24 protein-coding genes are annotated in these 25,079 nt (G+C 71.4%); 8 read left to right on the forward strand and 16 right to left on the reverse strand.

Features of this window, described 5'->3' with window-relative positions:
* Positions 1-103: 103 nt before the first annotated feature.
* Complete coding sequence (locus ISG29_RS13440; RefSeq protein WP_194503968.1) at positions 104-385, reverse strand: transposase; 282 nt, start codon at positions 383-385, stop codon at positions 104-106.
* A gap of 524 nt (positions 386-909) precedes the next feature.
* Here ISG29_RS13440 and ISG29_RS13445 point away from each other — a divergent pair.
* Both ISG29_RS13445 and ISG29_RS13450 read left to right on the forward strand, forming a co-directional pair.
* Positions 910-1,191: a type II toxin-antitoxin system RelE/ParE family toxin gene (locus ISG29_RS13445; RefSeq protein WP_194503969.1), complete on the forward strand. Its 282-nt coding sequence runs from the start codon at positions 910-912 to the stop codon at positions 1,189-1,191.
* Between the two features lie 21 nt (positions 1,192-1,212).
* Positions 1,213-1,518 (forward strand): HigA family addiction module antitoxin, encoded by a 306-nt coding sequence (locus ISG29_RS13450; protein WP_194503970.1) that lies wholly within the window; start codon positions 1,213-1,215, stop codon positions 1,516-1,518.
* A gap of 60 nt (positions 1,519-1,578) precedes the next feature.
* On the opposite strand, the gene ISG29_RS21945 is transcribed toward ISG29_RS13450, so the two are convergent.
* Positions 1,579-2,400, reverse strand: a complete 822-nt coding sequence (locus ISG29_RS21945) for a sigma factor-like helix-turn-helix DNA-binding protein (RefSeq protein WP_456237965.1) — start codon at positions 2,398-2,400, stop codon at positions 1,579-1,581.
* Positions 2,401-2,526: 126 nt separating this feature from the next.
* Here ISG29_RS21945 and ISG29_RS13465 point away from each other — a divergent pair, with 126 nt between their 5' ends.
* Entirely contained in the window at positions 2,527-3,000 is a 474-nt protein-coding gene (locus ISG29_RS13465; protein ID WP_328829118.1) for a PaaI family thioesterase, read from the forward strand.
* Positions 3,001-3,048: 48 nt separating this feature from the next.
* On the opposite strand, the gene ISG29_RS13470 is transcribed toward ISG29_RS13465, so the two are convergent.
* From ISG29_RS13470 to ISG29_RS13505, 8 genes are all read right to left on the reverse strand, one after another.
* On the reverse strand, positions 3,049-4,233 hold the full coding sequence (locus ISG29_RS13470; RefSeq protein ID WP_194503973.1) for an FAD-dependent oxidoreductase: 1,185 nt from the start codon (positions 4,231-4,233) through the stop codon (positions 3,049-3,051).
* A 45-nt stretch (positions 4,234-4,278) separates the two neighbouring features.
* Positions 4,279-5,367, reverse strand: a complete 1,089-nt coding sequence (locus ISG29_RS13475) for a CaiB/BaiF CoA transferase family protein (RefSeq protein WP_194503974.1) — start codon at positions 5,365-5,367, stop codon at positions 4,279-4,281.
* Positions 5,368-5,457: 90 nt separating this feature from the next.
* Positions 5,458-6,516 carry a phosphotransferase family protein gene (locus tag ISG29_RS13480; protein ID WP_194503975.1) on the reverse strand — a complete coding sequence of 353 codons (1,059 nt, stop codon included), beginning with the start codon at positions 6,514-6,516 and terminating at the stop codon, positions 5,458-5,460.
* The gene (locus ISG29_RS13485) at positions 6,513-7,772 is read right to left on the reverse strand and encodes an acyl-CoA dehydrogenase family protein (protein WP_328829122.1); all 1,260 of its coding nucleotides are present in this window, start codon (positions 7,770-7,772) and stop codon (positions 6,513-6,515) included. Before ISG29_RS13485 ends, ISG29_RS13480 begins: the two co-directional genes overlap by 4 nt.
* Positions 7,769-8,677 (reverse strand): enoyl-CoA hydratase-related protein, encoded by a 909-nt coding sequence (locus ISG29_RS13490; protein ID WP_194503976.1) that lies wholly within the window; start codon positions 8,675-8,677, stop codon positions 7,769-7,771. The genes ISG29_RS13485 and ISG29_RS13490 overlap by 4 nt, the downstream gene beginning before the upstream one ends.
* Before the next feature lie 143 nt (positions 8,678-8,820).
* Complete coding sequence (locus ISG29_RS13495) at positions 8,821-10,011, reverse strand: thiolase family protein (RefSeq protein ID WP_194503977.1); 1,191 nt, start codon at positions 10,009-10,011, stop codon at positions 8,821-8,823.
* A gap of 165 nt (positions 10,012-10,176) precedes the next feature.
* Positions 10,177-11,142 (reverse strand): NADPH:quinone oxidoreductase family protein, encoded by a 966-nt coding sequence (locus ISG29_RS13500; protein ID WP_194503978.1) that lies wholly within the window; start codon positions 11,140-11,142, stop codon positions 10,177-10,179.
* A gap of 73 nt (positions 11,143-11,215) precedes the next feature.
* Positions 11,216-12,274: a phosphotransferase family protein gene (locus tag ISG29_RS13505; RefSeq protein ID WP_207793119.1), complete on the reverse strand. Its 1,059-nt coding sequence runs from the start codon at positions 12,272-12,274 to the stop codon at positions 11,216-11,218.
* A gap of 119 nt (positions 12,275-12,393) precedes the next feature.
* Between ISG29_RS13505 and ISG29_RS13510 the strand changes: the two genes are divergently transcribed.
* Both ISG29_RS13510 and ISG29_RS13515 read left to right on the forward strand, forming a co-directional pair.
* Complete coding sequence (locus ISG29_RS13510) at positions 12,394-13,068, forward strand: nitroreductase family protein (RefSeq protein WP_194503979.1); 675 nt, start codon at positions 12,394-12,396, stop codon at positions 13,066-13,068.
* A 122-nt stretch (positions 13,069-13,190) separates the two neighbouring features.
* Positions 13,191-13,934 carry an SDR family NAD(P)-dependent oxidoreductase gene (locus tag ISG29_RS13515; protein ID WP_194503980.1) on the forward strand — a complete coding sequence of 248 codons (744 nt, stop codon included), beginning with the start codon at positions 13,191-13,193 and terminating at the stop codon, positions 13,932-13,934.
* Positions 13,935-14,000: 66 nt separating this feature from the next.
* Here ISG29_RS13515 and ISG29_RS13520 read toward each other — a convergent pair whose 3' ends face one another.
* Together ISG29_RS13520 and ISG29_RS13525 are read right to left on the reverse strand one after the other, a co-directional pair.
* Positions 14,001-15,191, reverse strand: coding sequence for an acyl-CoA dehydrogenase family protein (locus ISG29_RS13520; RefSeq protein ID WP_194503981.1), 1,191 nt, complete (start codon positions 15,189-15,191; stop codon positions 14,001-14,003).
* A gap of 13 nt (positions 15,192-15,204) precedes the next feature.
* A complete protein-coding gene (locus tag ISG29_RS13525; protein ID WP_194503982.1) occupies positions 15,205-16,317 on the reverse strand; it encodes an acyl-CoA dehydrogenase family protein in 1,113 nt (370 codons plus the stop codon).
* A gap of 186 nt (positions 16,318-16,503) precedes the next feature.
* Between ISG29_RS13525 and ISG29_RS13530 the strand changes: the two genes are divergently transcribed.
* Together ISG29_RS13530 and ISG29_RS13535 are read left to right on the forward strand one after the other, a co-directional pair.
* A complete protein-coding gene (locus ISG29_RS13530) occupies positions 16,504-18,852 on the forward strand; it encodes a CoA transferase (RefSeq protein ID WP_194503983.1) in 2,349 nt (782 codons plus the stop codon).
* Positions 18,849-20,036 carry an MFS transporter gene (locus tag ISG29_RS13535; protein WP_194503984.1) on the forward strand — a complete coding sequence of 396 codons (1,188 nt, stop codon included), beginning with the start codon at positions 18,849-18,851 and terminating at the stop codon, positions 20,034-20,036. The genes ISG29_RS13530 and ISG29_RS13535 overlap by 4 nt, the downstream gene beginning before the upstream one ends.
* A gap of 26 nt (positions 20,037-20,062) precedes the next feature.
* Here the strand turns inward: ISG29_RS13535 and ISG29_RS13540 are convergent, their stop codons facing one another.
* Both ISG29_RS13540 and ISG29_RS13545 read right to left on the reverse strand, forming a co-directional pair.
* The gene (locus ISG29_RS13540; RefSeq protein ID WP_194503985.1) at positions 20,063-20,485 is read right to left on the reverse strand and encodes a MaoC/PaaZ C-terminal domain-containing protein; all 423 of its coding nucleotides are present in this window, start codon (positions 20,483-20,485) and stop codon (positions 20,063-20,065) included.
* Entirely contained in the window at positions 20,482-21,003 is a 522-nt protein-coding gene (locus ISG29_RS13545; protein ID WP_194503986.1) for an FAS1-like dehydratase domain-containing protein, read from the reverse strand. The genes ISG29_RS13540 and ISG29_RS13545 overlap by 4 nt, the downstream gene beginning before the upstream one ends.
* A gap of 213 nt (positions 21,004-21,216) precedes the next feature.
* Here ISG29_RS13545 and ISG29_RS13550 point away from each other — a divergent pair, with 213 nt between their 5' ends.
* Complete coding sequence (locus ISG29_RS13550) at positions 21,217-22,260, forward strand: zinc-dependent alcohol dehydrogenase (RefSeq protein ID WP_194503987.1); 1,044 nt, start codon at positions 21,217-21,219, stop codon at positions 22,258-22,260.
* A gap of 14 nt (positions 22,261-22,274) precedes the next feature.
* On the opposite strand, the gene ISG29_RS13555 is transcribed toward ISG29_RS13550, so the two are convergent.
* A complete protein-coding gene (locus ISG29_RS13555) occupies positions 22,275-23,294 on the reverse strand; it encodes an NADP-dependent oxidoreductase (protein WP_194503988.1) in 1,020 nt (339 codons plus the stop codon).
* The gene (locus ISG29_RS13560; protein WP_194503989.1) at positions 23,291-24,958 is read right to left on the reverse strand and encodes an acyl-CoA synthetase; all 1,668 of its coding nucleotides are present in this window, start codon (positions 24,956-24,958) and stop codon (positions 23,291-23,293) included. Before ISG29_RS13560 ends, ISG29_RS13555 begins: the two co-directional genes overlap by 4 nt.
* Between the last annotated feature and the right edge of the window lie 121 nt (positions 24,959-25,079).

Consider the following 25,079-nt stretch of genomic DNA (forward strand, 5'->3'; position numbering starts at 1 on the left):
CTGTTGCTCGACCGGTGCTGCCCGACCAGCCGGCAGGCACGGCGCTCACTGACCTTGTGCTTGCGCATCAGCATCGCCACCGCGTCCCGCCGCTTGGCCGGGCTTAGAAGTTTCCCTTCGCGACATCCTTGAGCATCGAGATGTCCAGCGCCTGCTCGGCCACGATGCGCTTGAGCCGCGCGTTCTCCTGCTCCAGCGTCTTCAGCCGGATCGCCTCGTCCTCCTTCAAAGCGCCGTACTTCGTGCGCCACCGGTAGAACGTCTGCTCGCTGACGCCCAGCTTCTTGCACACCTGCGGAATCGTCGCGCCCTGCCCCTGCAACTTCTCCGCATCCCGCAAACGCGCCACGATCTGCTCCGGGGTCAACCTCTTCGATGCAGCCATCAGGAACTCACACCGGTCCTCTCACTTGTGGATGGATTCTGCCAAGAACTGGACCGAAAAACGGGGGGCCGGACAGACCGATGAATCGCCACTACTTCAACACCTATCTGTGGCGTCCTGCGTTGGAGGGAGCCGGTGTCCCCGATCTCCGGCAGAATGGGTGCCACGCGCTGCGCCACTTCTTCGCCAGCACGGCCCTACATGGGGGCGAGACCATCAAGGCGGTCAGCGAGTATCCGGTCATACCGACCCGGGCTTCACCCTTCGGACCTACACGCATCTAATGGAGGGCAGCTCGGAGCGCAACAGGCGTGCGATCGACACCGCCTTCCTCGGCGAGGACGAGGAAGGCGGCGAATGAGCTGCGCTCGACGGTCGACACAACGGTCTTGCCCGAAGTGGGAGACAACCGTCGTCGCGTTCCGGCCGGCGTCGGCGGCCGCGGTCCCCTTCCAGACGCGATCTGACGGTCCGATCCAATACTTACGCTTGTCGTTAGCATCGCGGCACGTTAGTATCGTGTCGTGATCCGGTCCTTCAAGAACACGGACACCGAGAAGGTCTGGAACCGCGAACATGTCCGAGCCCTCGGACCCGAACTGCAACGGGCAGCGCAGAAGAAGCTCCGGCTCCTCAACGCAGCCTCAGAACTGAACAGCCTGCGAGTGCCTCCCGGCAATCGCCTGGAGAAGCTGGTCGGCGACCGTGCCGGCCAACACTCCATCCGCATCAACGATCAATACCGGATCTGCTTCGTCTGGACCGATACCGGCCCGACCGACGTCGAGATCACTGACTACCACTGAATGCCACGAGAGGAGACGAGCATGGCCACCACGACGAAGGCGCACGACCCGATCACCCCGGGCGAGATCCTGCTGACCGAGTTCCTCGAGCCGCTGGGCATCAGCCAGTACCGCCTCGCCCAGGCCACCGGTCTCCCCCAGACCCGGATCAGTCAGATCGTGCGGGGCAAGCGCGCCATCACCACCGACACCGCACTGCGCCTGTCCAAGGCACTCGGCGTCGACGACCGGTTCTGGATCAACATCCAGACCGACTACGACCTGGAGGTCGAGCGCGACCTGCGCGCCGACGACCTGGCCAAGGTCACCGCCCTGGTCGCGACCTGAACTCGGCCACGTGCGGCCCCACGGAGGCCCCAGCAGCCGCCGGAACGCCGTTTCCGCACGTCAACATCGCGTCGAGGCAGGTTGGTCCCGGAGGGCAGCTGGGTCAGGGCGCGGACGCCGAGCTACCCCGCTTTGTCGGGCTGCGGCGCACTGAGGCTGCCTGCGACGTAGCTGCCGCCGATCTGCCGAGTCATGATGTTCATCCGGTTGAAGGCGTCGGCCCGGGCAGCCTCCTTGACGTGCATGTTGAGGCAGCCGCTGCAGCCGTTGATCTGACTGGCACGGATCTTGACGAGCTCGAGTGTTGAGGAGGCCAGCATCGAGTCGGTTGCGGTCGACGATGGAGACGATCGTGGTCATCCGGTCGCCCGCTACGGTGCAGCGCATCAGGGCGACCGGCCGACCGTTGGTGGCGTGGGCGAGGATTCCGGGTTGACCGTCGACGAGAACCCGGCGCGCGGTGATCCGCGTCCGGTCGCCGCGAGCAACGGCGCCGAGCCCATGGTGCGCTCCGGAGCGAACCCGCACGCCCTCGGCCGTGCGGATCTCCCAGACCAGGTCTGGGTCGAGGATGTCCAACAACGCCTCGAAGTCGCTGTCGCGGGCCGCGGCGAGGAAAGCGTCGACGACCCGTCTCTGCTCGTACAGCCGGCTGGCCGGGATCGCGTCTGGTGATGCCCCACGGACCTTGAGGCGGGCTCGGCTCGCCGACATCTTCGCCGCGTCGCTCGACTTGCCCAGGATCGGGGCGATCTCGGCGAACGGCACCGCGAGCGGGTCGTGGAGCACGAACGCCGGCCGCTCCTCGGGCTCCAGCGAGCCGAGCACGACCATCAGTGCGAGACCGAGCGAGTCCGCCATGAGCGTGCTCGGGTCCGTCATGGGTTCGACGTGCCGACTGCGCAGAGGTAACGACGAAGGAGAACCATGAGCCTCGCACTGTGGATCATCGACGGCACTCGGTACGGACGCTGAGACGGCGGGCGTGCCGCTTGCGATGATGAGGCGGTGACCCCTTCCACGATCTCTCCCGGCATCGCGCTGCAGGACCGCTACTTCCCACAGTTGCCATGCTTCGGGTGCGGCCCGGCCAACGAGCAGGGCCTGCGACTGAAGAGCTACGCCGCGGACGACGGGCTCGTGGTCGCGCACTTCACGCCGTGGCCGCAGCACGACAACGGGCTCGGCTACCTCAACGGCGGCATCATCGCGACCGTGCTCGACTGCCACTCCGCCGCGGCCGTGACCCACGAGGCGCATCAGCGGGGGTGGCCGCCGTTGCCGGGGGCGGCGTTGCCCTATGTCACGGCCGGGCTCGACGTCCGTTACCTGCGTCCCGCGCCGCTCGACCAGGCGATCACGCTGGGTGCCCGCATCGTCGCGGCGAGCGAGGCCGAGATGCGGGCCGAGGTGTGGGTGGAGTGGGACGGCAAGGAGCGCAGCCGCGCCGAAGCGCTGTGGAAGCGCTGGCGCCCGCGCTGACCCACCCCGGCCCACGCCGATCCCTCAGCCGATCCTTCAACCGATCCCTCAGCCGACGAGCGAGGGACTCCGCAGCTCTCGCGCGTGCAACAAGAAGTCGCGGGTCTCCTGCCGCGAGGAGCAAGCGGCGCGGTAGCGACGCAGCTCGAGCTCGATCTGGTGCGGCGCCAGGCCGTCGAAGACCAGCGTCTTGGTCTCCGACGCCACGGGGCCGGCGATCTCGGTGAAGACACGGCGACGGTCGACCGCGTACCGCTCGAGAGCCGAAGCGTCGCCCTCGCCGTGGGCCATGGCCGCCAGCACCTCGCTCGCTGCGAGCACGTCGAAGAACGCCGCCGCGGCGGCATAGCCGCTCGTCGGTGCCGTGACGTGGGCGGCGTCGCCGACGAGGATGACGCGACCTCGGCGGAAGGAGTCGACGAAGCGCTGGTGCATGCGGCCCGACGACCACGACTCGATATGCGGCTCGGCACCCTCGGGCAAGGCGTCGGCGAAGCGCGACCGCATGCGCTCCTCGAGCGTCGCCTCGGGCAGCCGCTCGTTCTCGGCGTAGAGGTACTGCCACAGCCCGGTGCCGTCGATCTGCGCGATGAGCGCGCCCCGGTGCGGATCGATGTGGCTCGCGGCCTGGTCGACGCCCGTCGAGGCGAAGTCGAAACGGAGGTTGACGACGACGAAGCGCTCGGGCCACGTCATCCCGGGGAAGCCCTGGCCCATCAGACGGCGCACCTGGCTGCGCAAGCCGTCGGCGCCCACGATCCATCCGCACCGATAGTCTCGGGGCCCGTCGGGGCCGTGCGCCGTCACGGTGCAACCGTCGTCGTCCTGCTCGATGCCCGTGATCGAGCTGCGCCACTCGATCCGGACGTTCGGCAGCTCCTCGACCCGGGCCAGCAGCAGGGCGACCATCCGCTCGGTCGACACGGTGAGGTTGAAGGGCCGTTCGACGTCCTCGGCCAGCGACGTCAGGTCGAAGGTCAGCGTCTCACCGGTGCGCAGCACATGGAGCGACCACGACGTCTGCACGAGTCCCATGGCGACCATGTCGTCGAGCAGGCCGAGCTCGTGCAGACCGTCCATCATCGACCAGTCCAGCACCAGTGCCCGAGACATCGTCGGCGGCTCGTGACCCGGATCGAGGATCGTGACGTCGACGCCGGCGCGCCCCAGGGCGAGCGCCTGCACCAGACCCATGGTGCCGCCGCCGGCGATGAGCACGTTCGAGGGAGACATCGACGACAAGCCTCGCACATCGGTGGTGTCGGCCCCCGGCCACGTTCACCCGCCCCAGTCCCTCACCACCTCCTCGAGGGCACGCACCCGGGGAGTCGTGCCCTCGGCAGCGCGCCCGGGCGTACGCGAGAAGCGCGGCGCCGACGCGGCCACGACATCGGGCCCGGCCGCCACCAGGCTCCCGCGCGCGGCGACGTGCGGGTGTGTCGGCGCCTCCGCGAAGCCCAGCACCGGCGTCACGCAGGCGTCGGTGCCGTCGAAGACCCCGGTCCAGTGGTCCCGGTCGCGTGCACCGAAGGCGGCCGAAAAGGTGGCCGCGAGCTCGGGCCACGACGACCGGTCGTGCTGATCGGGCAGGTCAGCGGCGTCGAGGCCGAGTCCGGCCACCAGGAGCGCGTAGAACTGCGGCTCGATCGCACCCACGGCCACGTGTCGACCGTCGCTGCACGCGTACGTGCGGTAGAAGGGTGCCGCGCCGTCGAGCAGGTTGGCGGCGCGACCGTCGTGCCACACGCCCATGGCGCGCAGCTCGTTGATGGGCTGGGTGAGGGCACCCACTCCGTCGAGCATCGCCGCGTCGATCACCTGCCCCGCACCGGACGCGTGCCGCTCGACCAATGCGGCCAGGATGCCCGTCACCAAGAACATCGACCCTCCCCCGTAGTCACCCACCACGTTCAGTGGTGGCACCGGGGATCCGGCTGGCCCGATCGCGTCCAGCACACCGGTGAGTGAGATGTAGTTGATGTCGTGCCCCGCCGAGGACGCCAGCGGGCCCGTCTGCCCCCACCCCGTCATCCGGCCGTACACCAGCCCGGGGTTGTCGACGGTGAACTCTCCCGGGCCGAGGCCGAGCCGCTCGGCGACCCCGGGTCGGAACCCCTCGATCAAGACGTCCGCCCGCGCCACGAGAGCGCGCACGCGCGCGACGTCGCCGGCGTCCTTGAGGTCGGCGAACACGACTGTGCGGCCGCGCAGGACGTGCGAGGTCATCGCGTAGTCGGACTCGGGCGTCGAGGGCCGCACGACGCGGACGACGTCGGCGCCGAGGTCCGAGAGCATCATGGCCGCGTGGGGCCCCGGGCCGATGCCCGCGAGCTCGACGACCCGGATCCCGGTCAGTGGTCCGCTCATGGGGTGCCTTTCGTGAAGAGGTGTCTCGGCGCCGGCCGGCGAGGTCGCACGAGTCGTCGACCCGCGCGACGTCCGTGACGGCGATCGCCGTCAGGCCGATCGTCCGGCGCGGAGTCGGCGTGATCGTTCGAGGTCGTCTCGCGCCCCCTGCAGCAGGGACACGACCATCTCGCCGAGACCGTCGAACCCCTCGCCGCGGGTCTGACCGGTGCGGTGGCGGACGTGCATCTGCTCGAGGATGACGGCGAGCTTGAACTGTGAGAAGACGAGGTACCAGTCGAGGTCGTCGACCCGCAGACCTCGCCGTGCCACGTACCGTTCGACGACCTGCTCACGGGTGGGGAAGCCTTCGAAGGCCGTCAGGCCGCCGGTGATCGGGTTGAAGGGCCTGCCTTCCTCGTCCCAGAACATCAGGAGCATGCCGAGGTCGGCGAGCGGATCGCCGAGCGTCGCCATCTCCCAGTCGAGCACGGCCATGACCAGCGTCGGGTCGCCCTGGCCCACCATGACGTTGTCGAGGCGGTAGTCGCCGTGCACGACCGACGCGTCGCTGCGGGCCGGCATCGCGGCACGCAGCGCCTCGACGATCGGTTCGACGTGCTCGAGCTCGCGATCCGCGATGACCCCGTACTGCCGGTGCCAGCGGTCGACCTGGCGCCGCAGGTAGCCGTCGGGACGCCCCAGATCGGCGAGACCGGCGGCGACGTAGTCGGCGTCGTGCAGGTCGGCCAGTGTGTCGACGAGGGAGTCGCCCAGCCCCGCGCGCTCGGCGGGGGTGAGCCCCCGGACCTGGTCGGGCGTGCGCAACACGCGCCCCTCGACCTCGTCCATCAGGTAGAAGTCGACGCCGAGGACAGACGCGTCGCGGCACAAGGTGACGACTCGTGGGACCGGTACCGGCGTCGAGGCGAGTCCCGCCATCGCCCGGTACTCGCGCGCGACGTCGTGAGCCCCCTGCAGCACCTCGCCGAGGGGCGGACGGCGCAGCACCCAGCGGCTGACGCCGTCGGAGACGAGGTAGGTCAGGTTGGAGCGACCACCACTGACGAGGCTCGCGGTGAGGGAGCCCTGGACCGGCACGCCCTCCCGGTGCAGGTACCGCGTCAGTGCCGCGAGGTCGAGGCCGTCCGGCGATGTGGCGCTCGTCATGGTCGCGCCTGCGTGGGGGCGGACAGGTCGAAGAGGGGCGCCCGGCGCAGCTCCTCGCGTGCGATCGAGCGCAGGTGCACCTCGTCGGGCCCGTCGAAGATGCGCATGGCGCGGTGCCAGCCCCACATCGCGGCCAGGGGGACGTCGTCCGAGACGCCGGCTCCGCCGTGCACCTGGATCGCCCGGTCGATCACCTGCATCGCGACCCTCGGCACCGCGACCTTGGCGAGCGCCACCTGATGGCTGGCCGCCTTGTTGCCGTGCAGGTCGATGATGCGCGCGGTCTGCTGGCACAACAACCGCGCCTGATCGATGGCCAGCCGGGACTCCGCGATGTCGCTCTGGACCAGACCCTGCTCGGCGAGGGGCCTGCCGAAGGCGACGCGGGATCCCGCCCGCTCGACCATCATCGACAACGCGCGCTCGGCAGCACCCAGGGCACGCATGCAGTGGTGGATGCGGCCGGGCCCGAGGCGAGCCTGGGCCATCGCGAAGCCGCCGCCCTCCTCGCCCAGCAGATGGGACGCGGGCACGCGCACGTCGTCGAACAGCACCTCACAGTGGCCGTGCTGGTCGTGCCGGCCGAACACCGGGACATCCCTCACGATGCTCACCCCGGGGGTGGTCGTCGGCACGAGCACCATCGACTGCTGCCGCTGGCGTGCGGCCTCGGGATCGGTCTTGCCCATGACCACGAGCAGGGCGCATCGCGGATCGGCGGCACCGCTCGTCCACCACTTGCGTCCGTTGATGACGTAATCGGTGCCGTCACGGACGATGCGGGTCTCGATGTTGGTCGCATCGCTGCTGGCGACGGCCGGCTCGGTCATCGCGAAGGCTGAGCGGATCGTCCCGTCCAGCAGCGGCTGGAGCCATCGCGACCGCTGGCCGTCGGTGCCGAAGAGGTGCAGCAGCTCCATGTTGCCGGTGTCCGGCGCCTGGCCGTTGATGGCCTCCGGCGCCAGATCGTGGCTCCACCCCGTGACCTCGGCCAGCATCGCGTAGTCGAGCTGCCCGATGCCGGAGATGGCCGGCAGGAACAGGTTCCACAGTCCGCGGCGGCGAGCCTCGGTCTTGAGCTGCTCCACCACGGGCGGCAGGGTGTGGTCCGCCACGCCCTGCGCCGCACGATAGGCGTGGTAGGAGGCCTCGGCCGGGAACACCCGTTCCTGCATGAACTCGACCAGCGAGTCGCGCAGCTCGAGGGCGCGGGCGGACGGTCTCAGGTCGAGACGGTCGACGTCCGGGCCGATCACGGCGCACCGCCCGGTCGCGCCACGAACTCCTCGACCGGTCGGTGGTCGAACACCGCCGGCAGGTCGACCGAGACCCGGTCTGCGAACCGGGGCGCGCGGTGGTCGAGGAAGGAGCCGATGCCCTCGATGGCGTCGGCACTGACACCGCGGACGTTGAGCGCGTGGGTCTCGATCTCGTGAGCGACCATCGGGTGGTCCGCGCCGAGCATCCGCCACAGCAGCTGCCGGGCCAGGGCCACCGAGACCGGCGCCGCGTTGTCGGCGATCTCGCGTGCGAGACCCAGCGCGGCGTCGAGGATCTCCGCCGCGGGGTGCAGGCTGCGCACCAACCCGTGCCGCAGCGCTTCGTGGGCGTCGAAGAGGCGACCGGTCAGCACCCATTCCAGGGCGGTCGACATCGGCACGAGGCGTGGCAGGAACCACGACGAGCAGGACTCGGGCACGAGTCCGCGCCGGTTGAACACGAAGCCCAACGTGGCGTGGTCGGCGCACACGCGGATGTCCGCGGCGAGCGTCATCGTCAGGCCCACGCCCACCGCGGCACCGTTGATCGCGGCGATGATCGGCTTGTCCGAGGCGAACATCCTCAGCACGACACGCCCGCCGCCGTCGCGACGAAACGGCAGCCGCTGGCCTTCCACGCGGTACTGGGAGCCGGACGGGGCCCGGTCGCTGGTGCGCCAGGACTCGAAGGTCGCGTCGGCGTCGGAGAGATCCATCCCCGCGCAGAAGGCGCGGCCCGCGCCCGTCAGGACGACGGCGCGCACGTCGTCGTCGGCGTCGCACCGGTCGAGGGCAGTCATGAGCTCGGACTCCATCTCGTCGGTGAACGCGTTGAGCGCCTCGGGTCGGTCGAGGGTGATGGTGGCGATGTGGTCCGCGACCTCGACCCTGACGTGAGCCATCGCGCTCACACCTTCCGGGCCGTCGGGCGTACGACGTGTCCGCGGCGGTGTCCGAGGCGGTGCCCGGTGGCGCGGGCGACCTCTCCGGCGGTGTCCATGGGTCTCCTTGCTGGTCGCGCTGCTATGGCCGTCGGGTGGCCGGGTCAGAGACGTTCGATGACGGTCGCGTTGGCCATGCCCGCGCCCTCGCACATCGTCTGCAGCCCGAATCGACCACCGGTCGCTTCGAGGTGGTTGACCATCGTGGCGAGCAGGCGGGTGCCGGAGGCGCCGAGCGGATGGCCGAGCGCGATCGCTCCGCCGCGCGGGTTCAGCTTCTCGGGGTCGACGCCGAACTCACGGGCCCAGGCCAGGGGCACCGGCGCAAACGCCTCGTTGACCTCGAAGGCGTCGATGTCGTCGATCGAGAGCCCGGACCGGGCCAGCACCCTCTGCGTAGCCGGGATGACACCGGTGAGCATGAGCAGCGGGTCGCTCCCGGTGACCGAGAACGCGTGGAATCGTGCGCGGGGGCGCAGGCCGAGGCTCGCGGCCCGCTCGTCGCTCATGATCAAGGCCGCGGAGGCGCCGTCGGTCAGCGGCGAGGAGTTCCCGGGCGTGATGACCCAGTCGATCTCCGGGAACCGAGCGCTGAGGTCGTCGTCCTGGAACGACGGGCGCAGGCCACCGAGGCCCGCGGCCGTGGTCGAGGCGCGGATCGTCTCGTCGACGTCGTGGAACCCGGCCGAGCCATCCGGTCCCGCGAGCCGGACGGGCACGATCTCGTGGTCGAACCCGCCGTCGGCCCGGGTACGGGTCGCACGCTCGTGCGACCGGGAGGAGTACTCGTCGAGCTCGGCGCGTCCGAGCTTCCACCGGGCGGCGATGAGCTCGGCCGAGACGCCCTGGTTCACCAGGCCGTCCGGGTAGCGGCGGCCCAGGGGCGCGGTGGCCCCGCCCTCGGGGTCGGTGGTGCCCATCGGTACCCGGCTCATGCTCTCGACACCGCAGGCGACGACGATGTCGTAGGCGCCCGCGACGACGCCCTGGGCGGCGAAGTGCGCGGCCTGCTGGCTCGACCCGCACTGACGGTCGACGCTCGTTCCGGGCACGGACTCGGGGAGCCCGGCGACGAGCGCCGCAGTGCGCGCGATGTTCAGCGCCTGGTCGCCGGCCTGTCCGACACAGCCGGCGATGACGTCGTCGATCGTCACCGGGTCGACGCCCGTGCGCTCGACGAGCGCCTCGATCGTGGTGGCGAGCAGGTCGGCGGGGTGGGTGCCCGAGAGGGCACCGCCTGGCTTCCCGCGCCCCGAGGCGGTGCGCACGATGTCGACGATGACTGCGGATGGCATGACAGAACTCCTTCGCCAGGCGCGGCACCGGGTGCCGGACTCCGCGCTCGAGGAGCGCCTGACCGACGCTCGCTCGGTGCAGGGTGGTCGGACGAGGCGAGGCACTCAATCGGCGGTTCCACTGCTCAGAACGAGCCGTGAGGACGGCTCAGCCTGGATCCTCGCTCAGACCTCGAGCACGATCTTGCCGAGGGCCGAGCGGTCCTCGAACGCGCGCAAGGCCGTCGCTGCGTCGTCGAGGGCGAAGCGTGCGCCCACCCACGGACTGACCGCCCCGGAGGCCACCATGTCGTCGAGGGCCGCGGCCGTGTGCGCGAACAGGCTCGGCTCCGCGAGCACGTACTCGCCCCAGGCCGCACCCACCACGTCGATGTTGTTCATCAGCAGCCGGTTGACCTTGACGGTCGGGATCTCCCCGGCGGCGAACCCGGCGACGACCAGACGGCCCTCACGGCGCAGCAGCCGCAGGCTGTCGACGACGCGGTCGCCGACGACGTCGAAGACGACGTCGACGCCCCTGCCGTCGGTCAGGTCGTGCACGTCGGAGCGCCACGCCTCGGTCAGCACGACGACGTCCGTCGCGCCGGCGCGCCGTGCGACGTCGGCCTTCTGCTGGGTGCTGACCAAGGCGATGGCTCGGGCGCCGCGACCGATGGCCACCTGCAGCGCGGCACTGCCGAGGCCGCCGGCCGCACCGTGGACCAGCACCGTCTCCCCCGGCTCCAGGCGGCCCCGCCGGACCAGGCACAGGTGGGCGGTGTGGTGGTTCAGGACGAACGCGCCACCCTGGGCCACGTCCAGGCCGGCGGGCAGCGGTGCCACGAACTCCGGACGAACCGCGACCTTCTCGGCCCACGCTCCGAAGAACGGCGCCGCGACCACGCGGTCACCGACCCCGACCGGCGCCCCGGGCGGGGCGTAGGACACCACGCCGCACGCCTCGACCCCTGGCACGAAGGGCGGTGGCCGCCTGTCCTGGTAGCGCCCATAGGTGTAGAGCATCTCCGGGAAGCTGACCCCGGTCGTCGTGACGTCGAGGATGACCCGCTCGCCGTCCGGCTCGGGGTCGGGCAGGTCGACGAGGCGGAGTCCCGTCGGGCCCGTGAGGGACTCCAGCACCTGGGCTCTCATGCCGGCCTCCCTGACGCGACCGGAACGGGGTCGGTGGGCCGGGATCGGCCGCCGAGGTCAGGTGGCTCTCTCATCATGACTCCATCCGCATGAGGGCGCGCTCGACGAGGCGCCGGGTGACGTCGTGCAGCCGCAGGCCGGTCTCGACCGGGGCGAGCCCGGCGAGGGAGCGCGCATAGGTGCCCTCCAGCACAATGCCGAGCTTGAAACAGGCCAGCACGACGTACCAGTCGATCGCCGAGACGTCGCGCGAGGATCGTTCGGCGTAGTGGGCGACGAGCTCCTGCTCGGTCGGGCGGCCGGGGTGCTGGGAGTACAGGGAGCCCGCCAGGTCGGCGTCGTCACCGGGAGCGGCCCACAGCGAGAGCATCCAGCCGAGGTCGAGCAACGGGTCGCCGATCGTGGTCATCTCCCAGTCGACGATGGCGGCGACCTCCGGGGCGTCGTGACGCGCCATGACGTTGGCGACGTGGAAGTCGCCGTGCATGATGCCTGGATCCCAGCGACCGGGGCGATGACGCTCGAGCCATCGCGCCACCCTCGCGACGTCGCCGATGTCGGGGCCCGGGTAGGCGTCGAGCTCGGAGTAGGACTCCAGCTCGGAGATCCAGCGGGGCACCTGCCGTTCGAGGAAGCCGTCCGGGCGCCCGAAGCCGGCCAGTCCGACGGCCTCGTGGTCGACCTCCCCGAGCCGGGCCAGCGCCTCGACCACGCCGAGCCCGAGTCGGTGACGCGTCTCGGGGGTCTCCGCGTAGCCCCGCGGGAGGGCGACCGCCGGGTTGTAGCCGTCGACCGGCTCCATCAAGTAGAAGGCGGCTCCCGCCAGCACCGTCTCGTCCTCGCAGCTGGCCACGAGGCGCGCGTGCGGAACCTCGGTGCGACCCAGCGCGTCGAGCAGCGTCATCTCACGGCCCAGCGCCGCGTTGCTCCCGGCACGCAGATGGCTCGGGCCGCGGCGCAGGACGTACCGGCGGCCGTCACGGACGAAGGCGGCCATGAGGTTCTGCGTACCGCCGGTGAGTGCCTCGACGTCGACCAGACAGCCCGATCCGAGCCCGGCGGCGTCCATCCAGGATCGCACGGCCCGCAGGTCGATGTCCGGACTCACCGGGGCGCCGCCGAAGACCGTCATGGCCCGGACGCTAGGGGTGGCGGCACCGCGCGCCCACCGGATGTTCACCCCACTGGAACAGTCCCGGCCAGCGGCACACGACCTGTGGGGCCCAGGCGGCGTGCGGCGAGGATCGCCCCATGACCCTCTCGCGCCTGCTCACGTCTCGGTACAGCTGCCGCGCCTTCCTGCCCGACGAGATCGACGAAGCCATCATCGATCGCCTCTTCGCACTGGGACAGCTCACCCCCTCGTGGTGCAACACCCAGCCCTGGCGCGCCTACCTGACGCGCGGCGCGGTGACGGCCTCGTTCGCGAGAGCACTGTCGGCTCATGCGGCATCGCAACCGGCGGATCCCGACCTACCTCTCCCGAGGGGGTACACCGGTGTCCGCGACGAGCGCAGACGCGAGGCGGGCCACGCCCTCTATGCCGCCCTCGGAATCGAGCGCTCCGACCGTGATGCCCGCGCGGCACAGATGATGCGCAACTTCACCTTCTTCGGCGCCCCTCACGTCGCGGTCGTCACGACGCCGGTCGAACTCGGCGTCTACGGGGCCGTCGACTGCGGCGCCTACGTGTCGACCCTGCTGCTGGCCGCCGAGGAACTCGGTCTCGGGGCCGTGCCGCAGGGTGCGGTCGCTCTCCACTCCCCCTTCGTGCGCTCCTGGCTCTCGATCCCGGACGACGAGAGCGTCGTCTGCGCGATCTCGTTCGGACGCGCCGACCCCGACGCCCCGGTCAACACCTTCCGCACGAGCCGCGTCGACGCCGGCGAGGCCGTGCGCCGCGTCACCGAGTCGCGTTCGTCGTGACGAACGTGGCCGAGGCCGAGTCGATCTCGCAGCGGGTCGTGCGTCGTCTCGTGCCGTCGCCGAAATCATCACCGCCCCATCCATCACCGCCCCATCCATCACAGTTGAGAATCGGAGCATCCATGCGCGAGTTCCAGGACAAGGTCGTCATCGTCACCGGTGGCAGCCGCGGCATAGGCAAGGAGATCGTGCTGGCCTTCGCCGAGCGCGGCGCCCACGTCGTGATCGCCAGCCGCAAGGTCGAGGCGTGCGAGAGACTCGCCGAGCACGTCCGCTCGACCTGCGGCGTCCGGGCGCTGCCGGTCGCGTGCAACGTCAGCGACTGGGGGGACTGCGACGCCCTCGCCGACGCCGCCTACGACGAGTTCGGGCAGGTCGACGTGCTGGTCAACAACGCGGGTCTCTCGCCTCTCTACCCCAGCCTGGTCGAGGTCAGCGAGGCCCTCTTCGACAAGATCATCGGCGTCAACCTGCGCGGCCCCTTCCGCCTCAGCGCCCTGATCGGCTCGCGGATGGTGGCCGACGGCGGCGGCTCGATCATCAACATGGGGTCCGTCGAGGCGATCCGGCCGACACCCGCCGCGCTGCCCTACGCCGCGGCCAAGGGAGGACTCCACCTGCTGACCGAGGGGTTCGCCCGCGAGTACGCCCCGACCGTGCGGGTCAACACCCTGCAGCTCGGGCCCTTCCTCACCGACATCGCCGACAACTGGGCCGAGGGCGCCCGCGAGCGCATCGAGGAGACCGTCGCGCTCGGCCGGTGCGCGGAGCCTTCCGAGGTCGTCGGTTCCGTGTTGTTCTTCGCCGGCTCGGCATCGTCGTACTCCACCGGCGCCGTGCTCCGCGTCGACGGCGGGTGGCGCTGAGGTGGCGCTGGGGCGACTCTGAGGCGAGGCCGGGCCCCCAGCCGCCCGGCCTCGCGAGCGCGATGCTCAGCCGACGAGTCGGCCCATCAGGGTGCGACCCACGACGATGCGCTGCACCTGGCCGGAGCCCTCGAAGATGTCCATGATCTTCACGTCGCGATACCACTTCTCCAGCAGCAGATCCTGGCTGGTCCCCTCGGGGCCGAGCAGCTGCATGCAACGCCGGATGACCCGCTCGACGGTCTGTGGGGCGTACCCCTTGCCGGCCGCCGAGACCGCGCGGTCCTCCTTGCCCTGGTCGACGAGGTACTGGGCCCGGAAGGTCATCCGACGGCCGCGCTCGAGCGCGGCGTTCATCCGCTCCAGCTCACTCTCGACCGCCTGCCAGCGCTGCGGCGTGAAGCCCGCCTTCTGTCCGGCCAGGATGCCCGCCGTGACGTCGATCGAGGCCTGGCCCAGGCCGATGCACATCGCCGACATGTTGGGACGGTTGTGGGCCAAGGCCCCCAGCGCCCCGCCCTGGCCGCTGCGGCGGGGTGTGGCCGCGCCGTCGGGCGTCCACCCCAGCTGGTTCTCCACGGGGATGACGCAGTGGTCGAAGACCAGCTCCGAGGTCACCCAGCTGCGGATGCCGAGCTTCTGCTCGTTCTCCTTGGCGACGACGAAGCCGGGGGCGTCCTTGGGCACGACGAAGGCGTTGATGCCCTTGGCTCCGAGCGACTTGTCGACGGTCGCGAACACCACCACGTACTCGGCCGTCGCGCCACCGCTGCAGTAGATCTTCGTGCCGTTGATGACCCAGTTGTCGCCGTCGCGCGTGGCGGTCGTGGAGACCTGTGAGGTGTCGGACCCGAAACCGGGCTCGGTCAGGGCGAACCCGGTGGTGAAGCCGCGCTCGAGCACGGGCTCGTACCACTTCTCCAGCTGCTCGGGCGTACCCATCGACTCGACGACCAGGTGGCCGATGCCGCCGCCGAGGGTCGGGTGCACCCAGATGTCGCCGTAGTTCAGGCTCTCGTAGAACACCAGGGCACGGACCCAGTACCCCTCCTCGAAGTCGGGCAGGGCCTGCGGCTCGGGCAGGTCGACGCGGCCGAGCGGGACCGGGCAGGTGTCGAGTACGTCGGCCCAGTTCGCAGGGGGGCGGTGGTCGGTGTCGGCCGCTCGGGCGTAGGGACGGGCCTCGCTGGTGGACCACTCACGCAGGGTGCGGGCGTAGTCGACGAGCGGCTTGCTGAGTTGAGCGCTGTAGGTCACGGGCGTCCCCTGTTCAGAGTGCCGGCTCGAAGGCCGAGCAGGTCGGGTCGAAGTCGAGCGCCGCGAGAGCGGCCGCCGAGCGGTACCAGATCTCGACGGGGTGATCGGTGATGAAGCCGTGGCCACCCAGCGTCTGCAGGCTGTCGCGCGTCGCCTCGAGTGCCACCTCCGAGGCGTAGGACACCGCGTGGTCCACGTCTCGAGCGCCGAGGCCCGCCCCCAGGTCGAGGCGGTCGGCGACGTCCTTGGTCTCGAGACGGGCTGCGTCGAGGCGCATGAGGGCCTCGGCGAGCGGGAACGACACGCCCTGGAAGCCGGCGATCGGAGTACCGAACGCGATGCGTGTCGTGGCGTAGTCGGCGGCGTACTCGACCGCTCGCTGTGCCAGGCCGATCTGGGCCGCGGCGTTGAGCAGACGCAGGTGCTGCACGGAGCTGGTCAGTGCGTCGCCGTCGGCGTCGACGCCGCCGAGCAGCGCGTGGGTCGTGGTCGTGACGTCGAAGGTCACCGAGCCCATCGCCGCCGCGTCGAGCGCGATGCTGCGGGTCATCTCGTCGACACCCACGCCGTCGTCGGTGCTCGCGAGCACGACCGCGCGCAGTCGTCCGTCCCGCACGTCTCGGCCCACGACGACCAACGGGTCGGCGATCGCCGCGAACGGCACTCCCACCTTGCGGCCCTGCACCCGCACGGAGTCCCCGTCGACCGTCACGCTCGTCGCGAGCTCGGCCGGGCCCCGGCCGAACCCCTCGAAGAGGGCGACCGCTGCGCGAGCGTCGCGGCTCGAGGCGAGCCCGCGCAGTCGCTCGGTCTGCTCGGGCGTCCCGTGACGGGCGATCAGCCCACCGGCGGCGCCGCTCCACACCGCGGCCATGGTGATCCCGGGGTCGCCGTAGGCCAGTCTCTCGACCGCGACGAGCTGGGTCACGGCGTCGGGCACACCGCCACCGCCGAGCTCCTCGGGGATCGGCGCGGTCAGCCCGCTCTCGACCAGCTGCGCCCAGACCTTGTCGGGCACTGCCCCGGCGGCCTCGGCCTCGCGCGCCGCCGGCGACACGATCTCGGTCGCGATGCTCGTGGCCAGCTCGGCGACCGCCTCTTGCTCCTCGTCGGGCGACAGGTTCATGCGTGCTCCTCGGATCCAGGTATGGGAGGCCGCCTCGCAGTTCGGCGCCGGCGGCCCTGCTTCGCATCCTGGGTCGGGCACTTCGGGGCGACAACGCGCCGTTCCGGACGACGGAAACCGCGCTGCGTGCGGCGCCGACCGACTCCTACCGTCGCCGCAGTCGCGACGAACGAAGGAGACAACGACATGCTCGATGACATCGTGGTGCTCGAGGTGGGCACCCGAGTGTCGACCGCGTACGCCGGTCGTCTCCTGCGTGATGCCGGCGCCGTCGTCGCACGGCTGGAGGCCCCCGGGAGCGGCGACCCGATCCGCACCGAGGATCCCGCCTACGCCGAGTACCTGCACGCGGGCAAGGCGTCGGTGACCGATCTCCTCGGAGCGGGGCACGGCCTGGCCGACCGGATCGACGTCGTCCTGCACGACGACCGGGCCGACGTCGCGGGCATGCTCGCCCAGCTGCGGAGTCGACGGCGGAGTCGACGGCGGCATCTGGTGGTGGTGTCGGTGTCGCCCTACGGGCTCGACGGCCCCCACGCCGCGACACCCGCGAACGACTTCACGATGCAGGCCGAGACGGGCCTTTCCCGCGTCCACGACACGGGTGGCCGACCCTCGGTCGCGGCGGGTGTCCCGCTCGCCGAGCTGACCGGCGGAGCGGCCGCCGCCATGGCCGCCGTCGTCGCGCTCCTGGCCGACGACGCGGCGGAGTCCTCGATCACGGCCGACGTGTCGCTGTTCGAGGCGGCCGTCTCGTTGCAGCAGTACCCCTGGCTCCAGAGTCGCATCGAGCACCACGATCCGTACCCCCTCCCCCAGGCTCCGGTCCCCGGCATCGAGGAGGCGTCCGACGGGTGGGTGTGCATCGTCAGCGTGACCCCGGACCAGTGGAAGGATCTCGCGCGGATCGCCCAGGTGCCGGGTCTGGCGGACCCACGCTTCGACAGTCTCGGCGGTCGGATCGTCCACGCCGCCGAGGTCACGCCACTGATCCGCGAGTTCACGCGCCGGCACACGGTCGAGGAGCTCGTCGAGATGGGGGCGGCCCACCGAGTGCCGATCGTGCCGGTCGGCACGCCCGGGTCGGTCGCCTCGCTGGCGCCCTTCGCGGCCCGGGGCTCCTTCGCACGCAGTGTCTCGGGTGACTTCGTCGCTCCCCGGTCGCCGTTCACGGTCGACGGCGCGGTGGCCGACGTCGAGGCACTCGCGGCCCCCGGTCTCGACGACGGGCGGGACTGGTCGGCCGGCCCGGCGCGCCGTCGCTCGGCGTCCCCGGACGCAGATCCGCAACGACCTCTCACGGGCCTCAAGGTCGTCGAGATCGGCACCTTCCAGGCCGGCCCGCTGGTGACCATGAACCTGGCCAGCCTCGGGGCCGAGGTCGTCAAGATCGAGACCGTCAACCGTCCCGACCTGATCCGGTTCAACGGTGTCGCGATGACCGTCGACCGCGCGTGGGAGCGGGGCGGCCCCTTCCTGGGCGTCAACCTGGGCAAGAAGGACGTCGTCGCCGACCTGGCCGATCCGAGGGGTCTGGCCGTCGTGCGCGACCTCGTCGCGGAGGCCGACGTCGTGCTCGAGAACTTCGGTCCGCGCGTGCTCGAGTCGCGTGGCCTCGACGCCGAGGGCATCCGGGCCCTCAACCCCCACGCCGTGATCGTGCGCATGCCCGCCTGGGGGTTGGACGGACCGTGGCGGGACCGCCCCGGCTTCACCTACACCGTCAATGCCGCGTCGGGCATGGCCGACCTGACCGGGTACCCCGACGGCGACGCCCTGCTGAGCGGGACGGTCGTCGACCCCTTCGCCGCGACGGTCGGCTCGTTCGCGACCATCGCCGCGATCCGACGGCGTCGGGTCACCGGCCGCGGCGCGTCGGTGGTGCTGCCTCTGTGCGACGTGGCGATCCAGCTCACCGCCGAGGCCGTGGTGCACGAGTCGGCGACCGGTCGGGTCGTGCGCCGCACCGGCAACGACCGGCCTGGCCTCTGCCCGCAAGGGGCGTACCGGACGGCCGACGGCGCCGAGGTGGCGGTGTCGGTCGAGGACGACGCCCAGTGGGCCCGGCTCGCCGCCCTGCCCTGGGTCGGGGAGTGGGCCGGCGACCCACGGTTCGCGACGACGGCCGGACGTGCCGCAGCCACCGAGGAGCTCGATGCGCTCCTGAGCCGGGCGTGCGGGGCACTGGTCTCGACAGAGGTGATCGACGACCTCCGGGGCATCGGGGTGCCCGCGTCCCGGTTCGAGGTCGGCGACGACCTGGTGCTGCACCCTCAGCTCGTGGCCCGGCACCGGGTGGTCGAGATCGACCACCCGGTCGTGGGTCCGCAGCCCTACCTGGCCGGCCCGGCGGTGTTCACCGGCGGGCCCTCCATGCTGCCGACCGCACCGGCTCCGCTCTTCGGTCAGCACAGCGACGAGATCCTGCGACGCCTCGGGCGCACCGACGAGGAGATCGCCCGGATGCGGGCCGACGGCCTGCTGGCCGACTCGCCGTTCAACGCCCCGTTCGACCGCACCGCTGCGCCGCGGTGACCACGGTCCCCGCGTGCGGCCAGCGCCTGTGGACCTCGGCGTACGCCACGACGGTCGGGGCCACCGTCCTGGTCTTCGTCGCGATCGGCATCACGATCCCCGTGCTCCCGTTCGTCGTCACCGACGCCCTAGGGGCTGGAGACCGCGCCGTCGGGCTGGTGTTCGCGGCCGCCGCGGTCTCGGCCGTCCTCGGACGCCCGCTGCTGGGCCGGCTCGGCGACACGCGCGGTCGCAGGGCCCTGCTGCGTCTCGGATGCGTGCTGTGCGCCCTGGGCCTCGTCGGTCACCTGCTGGCGCAGACCATGGCCACGCTCGTCCTCGCGCGTCTGGTGCTGGGTGCCGGCCAGGCCGCCGTCATGGTCGCGGCCACGACGCTCGCGATCGACCTGGCACCCCAGGGACGTCGCGGCGAAGCGTCGAGCTTCTTGTTCATCGCGGTGCAGGTGGGTCTGGGCACCGGGCCGGCGATCGGCGAGGCCGTCCGGCCCTGGGGTCTGGGAGCCGTCTGGATCACCGCCACCACGGCCTGCCTCGTCGCTTCCGGGTTGTCGGCGACGCTGCCCCGCGTGGCGCGGCCCGGCACACGCGAACTGGCCGCGGGCAACCGACGCGTCAGGGTCGATCACGGCGTCGCGATCCGCACGGGGCTGCTCGCCGGGCTCGGCACGCTCGGCTTCGCGGGCTACCTGGCGTTCCTACCGCTGTACGCGGTCGACGTCGGCGTCGAGACCACGGCAGGGATCTTCCTGCTCGCCTCGGGAACGATCGCCGTCGTGCGGTCCGCGGCGGCGAAGCTGCCCGACCGGCTCGGTCCGCGTCGGGTGGCGGGTGGCTCGCTGGCGATGCTCACGGCCGGTTTCGTGGTGCTCGCTGCCTGGCACAGCCTGCCGGGGCTCCTGGTCGGCACCCTGGTCATGGCCGCCGGCATGTCGTTGCTGGTGCCCTCACTGGTGCTCAGCGCGACCGACGGCGTCTCGGAGGGCGAGGAGACCCGGCGCATGAGCACCTTCACCCTGTTCCTCGACCTTGCGGCCGCGCTGGGGCCCAGCCTGCTGGGGATCGTCGCCGCGGACGCCTCCTACGCGGTCGCCTTCTTGACGTGCGGGGCCGCGACCCTCCTCGCCCTGGCCCTGCTGCCGCGCTGGATCGCCACACTTCCGCCCCGTCCACGCACCGCCGTGTGAGAGACGGGATCGCGGTCGGACCCCCGTCAGATCGCGACGACGCCGACCCCGGTGAACACCACGTCGCCGTCGTGCCGCACGGTCTCGACCACGAGCCGTGCCCGACGCTCGCCGTCGTGGTCGAGGATCTCGGTGACGGTCGCCCTGGTCGACAGTGAGTCGCCGGGCCACACCTGGCTGACGAAGCGGCCGCCGAACGAGCGCAGGCGCTGTACCCCGAACCGATCGGTGAGGACGCGTCCGGTCATGCTCATCGTCAGCATGCCGTGGGCGAACACCCCCGGGAAGCCGGCGACCTCGGTCGCGTACGTCGCGTCGGTGTGCACGGCGTTGAAGTCGCCGGACGCCCCCGCGTACTGCACGATCCGGGTGCGGGTCAGTCTGTCGACGAGCGGGAGGTGGAACGTGTCGCCCACCGCGACGGCAGGGTGCTCCGGTGGCGTCGTCACGATCGGGGCTCCTGGGGCTCCTGGGGTTCCTGGGGCGTCACGGGCGGACGAGCGGTCGAGACCGACACGGTCCGCGACGTCACCACCGGCGCACCGGACTGGTCGACGAAATCGGTGATGACCTCGGTGAAGCGCAACTCGCCGCCGCGACGGCCCTGCTTGGTCCACGTGTCGCCCGCACGCTCGGCGCCGGTCAGCACGTCGCCGACCATCAGCGGCCGGTGGTACTCGAAGTGCTGCTCGGCGTAGAGCATCGAGGCCAGTTCGTCGACGTCGTCGGGCCCGTAGCCGGTGGCGGTGTCGGCCGAGCCGATCCACGGGCGACCCGGGTTCGGCCGCAGCGGGTACTCGGGGTCGAAGTGCGCGCTGGCCATGGCGAACGTCGGTGGCGCCGGGATCGCCTCCAGCCCCGCGGCCCGCGCCGCCTCGGGGTCGACGTACACCGGGCTGGGATCGCCGATCGCACGTGCGAACTGCAGGACGTGTCCTGCCTCGACGGGGAATCGGTCGATCGCCATGAAGCCTCCTGTTGGTCGTGGTCTCGCACTCTAGGCGCCAGCCGCCACCGGGCGGGCGACGGCTTTCCACGAGCTGGAAAGCCGACCGCACCGTCCGGGCCCGACGCCCTACCCTCCCGAGAACCCCGACGACACCGACGAGAAGGGGGTCGCCATGACGGGGCCGATGGACCGGTCCGGGCGCAGCGTCGCCACCGCGCAGGCTGGTGTCCGGTGAATCGCTCGCGCGCCGTCCTGCTGACCGAGCACGGCGAGGTGCCCCGGGTGGTGGAGCGTGCGGTGCCGAGACCGCGAACGGGCGAGGTGTGCATCGCGATGCGCGCCTGCGGCATCTGCGGCTCCGACCTGCACATCATCGACGGGTCGACCGTGCCCGCCTACCTGCCCATCACGCCGGGCCACGAGGCTGCGGGCATCGTCGTTGCGCTCGGTGAGCGTGTGACCGGCGTGCAGGTCGGCGATCGCGTGACGGTCAACCCGATGATCAGCTGCGCGTCGTGCCGACCGTGTCTGACCGGCCGTCCCAATCTCTGCACGGCGATCACGATCCTCGGCGTCTCCACCGACGGCGCGCACGCCGACCACTTCGTCGTGCCCGCCGCCAACGTGGTCCCCCTCCCCGACGCCGTCGGCTTCGCCCTCGGCGCGATCGCAGCCGACGCCATCGCCACGCCCTGGCACGCCATCTCACGGGCGGGCGTGACGCCAGGCGACACAGCCGCGGTCTTCGGGCTCGGCGGGCTCGGCCTGCACGCCGCGATGCTGCTCCGGCAGGTGCACGGCCTGCGGGTCATCGGAGTCGACGCGAGCGACGCCGCCCTCGAGCGCGCGGCGTCGTTCGGCATCGAGGAGGTCGTCGACGCCCGGCAGGGGCGCGCCGCGGACGCCGTGGCCGCGCTCACCGGAGGCGGGGTCGACGTGGCGTTCGAGTTCGTCGGCGCGGTCGCCGTCGTCGAGCAGGCCGTGCGGTCACTGGCGTTCGGCGGACGGTGCGTGGTCGTCGGCGTGGGGCCCGACCGGCTCCGGCTGACAGTGCGGCAGGAGACCCTCGTCGCCCGAGGCCAGGCCGTCATCGGGTCGCACGGCTACCTCACCTCCGATGTCGAGCAGATCCTCTCGCTCCTGGCCGACGGTGCCCTGGAGGTCACCGGGAGCATCAGCCACACCGTCGGTCTCGAGGACTACGCCGACGGGCTGGCAGCGCTGCGCGATCCGTCCGCGAGCGCGATCCGGGTGGTCGTGACCGGCGGCGGCTGAGCTCGTGGCACGGGTCAGCCGCCGACTCGCACCATCGTCTTGCCGGAGTTCGCGCCTTCGAGGAGCCCGAGCAGGGCCCGGGGCGCCTGGTCCAGACCCTCGTAGGGGTTCTCGAGCGGCTTCAACCGACCGTCGGCGAGCCACCTGCCCAACATCAGGCTGGCGGAAGGCCAACGGTGTGTCTCGTCCATGACGATGAACCCCTCCATGCGGATGCGACGCGAGATCAGCACCCCGGGGAGCACCTCGGCCAGACGACTCTCGCACGCGTGGGGGTCGTGGCTCACCACGCCACAGCACACGACCCGGCCGCGCGTGTTCATGCGCCGCAGCACCGTCTCGAGCACCCGGCCGCCGACGTTGTCGAAATAGACGTCGACCCCCTCCGGGCAGGCGGCCTTGAGATCGGCCGCGAAGCTCGCGCTGCGATGGTTCACCGTCGCATCGAAGCCGAGATACGACTCGAGCATCAGGTTCTTCTCGTCCGACCCGGTGATGCCCACGACCCGGGCACCGAGGATGCGCGCGATCTGGCCGGCCAGGTGGCCGGTGGCCCCGGCCGCGGCCGACACCACGAAGGTCTCCCCCGGCGCGACCCTCCCGACGTCGGTCGTCCCGAAGTAGGCCGCCATGCCGCTCACGCCGTGCACACTCACCTGGTGGGTCAGCTCGCCGGAGATCGTGACCGCCATCGCCTGATCCGCCGAGACCGCTGCGAGCTCCTGCCAGCCCAGGTCGGCGAACACGACGGTGCCTTCTGTGAGCTCCGTGCCGTTGGCATCGACGACCTCGCCCAAGCCGTAGCCGGCCATGACGTCACCGGCGACCAGCTGGGGCCGGTAGGTCGCCTTGTCCATCCACGTGCGGTTGGCGGCGTCGATCGAGAGCAGGAGCGTGCGCACCAACACCTGCCCCGCGCCGGGCTCGGGGACCGGCGCGCGCACGACGGCGAAGTGGTCCTCGCTGAGCCCGCCGTCGTCCGGCAGCCGTGCCAGCAGGATCTGGCGCTGCTCGCCGGCGACGGGTCCGCTCACGCCGGCACCGACTGCTGGCGAAGCACGTTGCGCTTGATCTTGCCGGTCTCGGTGCGGGGCAGCTCGTCGACGAAGTCGATGATCCTGGGGTAGGCGTGCCGTCCCAGGTTCTGCTTGACATCGGCCCTGATGTCCTCCGCCACCTGCTGCTGGTCGACGCTTCCGTCCAGCACCACGATCGCCCGGACGACCGAGCCCCGGGCCGGGTCGGGGGCAGCCACGACCGCCACCTCCGCCACGCCCGGGTGGGCGAGGATCAGGCTCTCGACCTCGCTGGGGCCCACGTTGTACCCCGAGGTGACGATGAGGTCGTCGTCACGACCCACGAACCAGTACCGGCCGGCGTCGTCCTTGCGCAGCACGTCGCCGGTCAGGAACAGATCTCCCCGCCAGCGCGCCCGCCACAAGTCGTCGGCGTTCAGGTAGCCCGTGGCCGCCTGGTACCGGGGCTGCCGCAGCGCCAGGATCCCCTGCTGCTCCTGCTCGACGCCGGCGTCGTCGACCAGCACGGCGTCGAATCCGGGCACGACCGAGGACAACGCACCCGGGACGTCAGGGCACTGCGGATCGGCGAGGTTCGCGAGCACCATCGCCGACTCGCTCTGGCCGTAGCCGTCCTGGATGGTGCTCCCCGTCAGCCGGGCCCACGCCTCGGCGAGCGGGGCGTCCAGGGGCTCGCCCGCACTCGTGGCCCCCCGGATGCTCTCGGAGATGCCCTGGCGCTCGGCAAGGGGCACGAGCCGTCGCAGGGCACTCGGCGCCGCCGCGACGTAGGTGACCTGCTCCTCCTCGAAGACGCGCAGCCAGGCGGCGGGGTCGAAGTCGCCCGTATAGGCCACGCGCGGGACGCCGAGAGACATCGGGCCGGCGCCGGTGGTGTAGAGGCCGTAGGACCATCCGGGCGCCGCTCCGGTGAAGAACATGTCGTCGGGTGTGAAGGCCCAGGTGTGCCGGATGAAGGGCTGGATGGTCAGGATCAGCGAGTGCGGCTGGACGCAGCCCTTGGCCGCACCGGTCGTGCCGCTGGTGAAGATCAGGGTCGCGGGGTCCGAGGGCGCGGTCTCGACCATCGCGAAGTCGGGCGCGCGGGAGTCGAGTTCGCTCCAGAAGCTGCGGTCGCCACGCACCAGCCCGCGCCCGGCCGGGCCGGCGACCGTGTAGACCTGCGGCTCCACCGAGAGCAGTGGCATCGCCGCTGCCAGCTGGTGGCGGTAGCGGTGGTCGACGACGACCGCCACGGGTTCGGCCCCGTTGAGCCGCTGGACGATGGCGTCGGTGCCGAAACCCACGAAGAGGGGCACGTACACGAGGCCGGACCGCCAGGCGGCGAGCGCGCCGATGAAGGCCTCGACCTGCTGGTTGACCAGCGCCGCGACGCGGTCCCCACGGGTGAATCCCGCCGCCCTCCAGGCCGACGCCAGGCGACTCGACGCCCGGGCCAGCTCGGCATAGGTCCACCGCTCGCTCGACCCGTCCGGGTGCCGCAGGATCATCGCCAACCGAGCCCGGTCGCGCGCCCACCGGTCGGCACACTCGTGGGCGGTGTTGAGGCCACGCTCGATGGGCCAGTCCAGACGTGATTCGGCAGCACGCCAGATCTGGTCGATCGACAGCTCGCGCTCGGCGCGGAGCTCGGCGTGCAGGTCGTCGCGGACGGTGGACATGGGGCGTCACCTCGAGGTCGAACGGTAGGGAGTCACCTACACCGAAGCACCCCGTGTGACCTCGGTCATGGCACCGTTCCGTGCGCCGGAACCAGCGCTGTCGGCGCGCCCTTGCCGCCGA

The organism is Nocardioides acrostichi (assembly GCF_015319165.1).
In the GTDB taxonomy this organism is placed as follows: Bacteria; Actinomycetota; Actinomycetes; order Propionibacteriales; family Nocardioidaceae; genus Nocardioides; species Nocardioides acrostichi.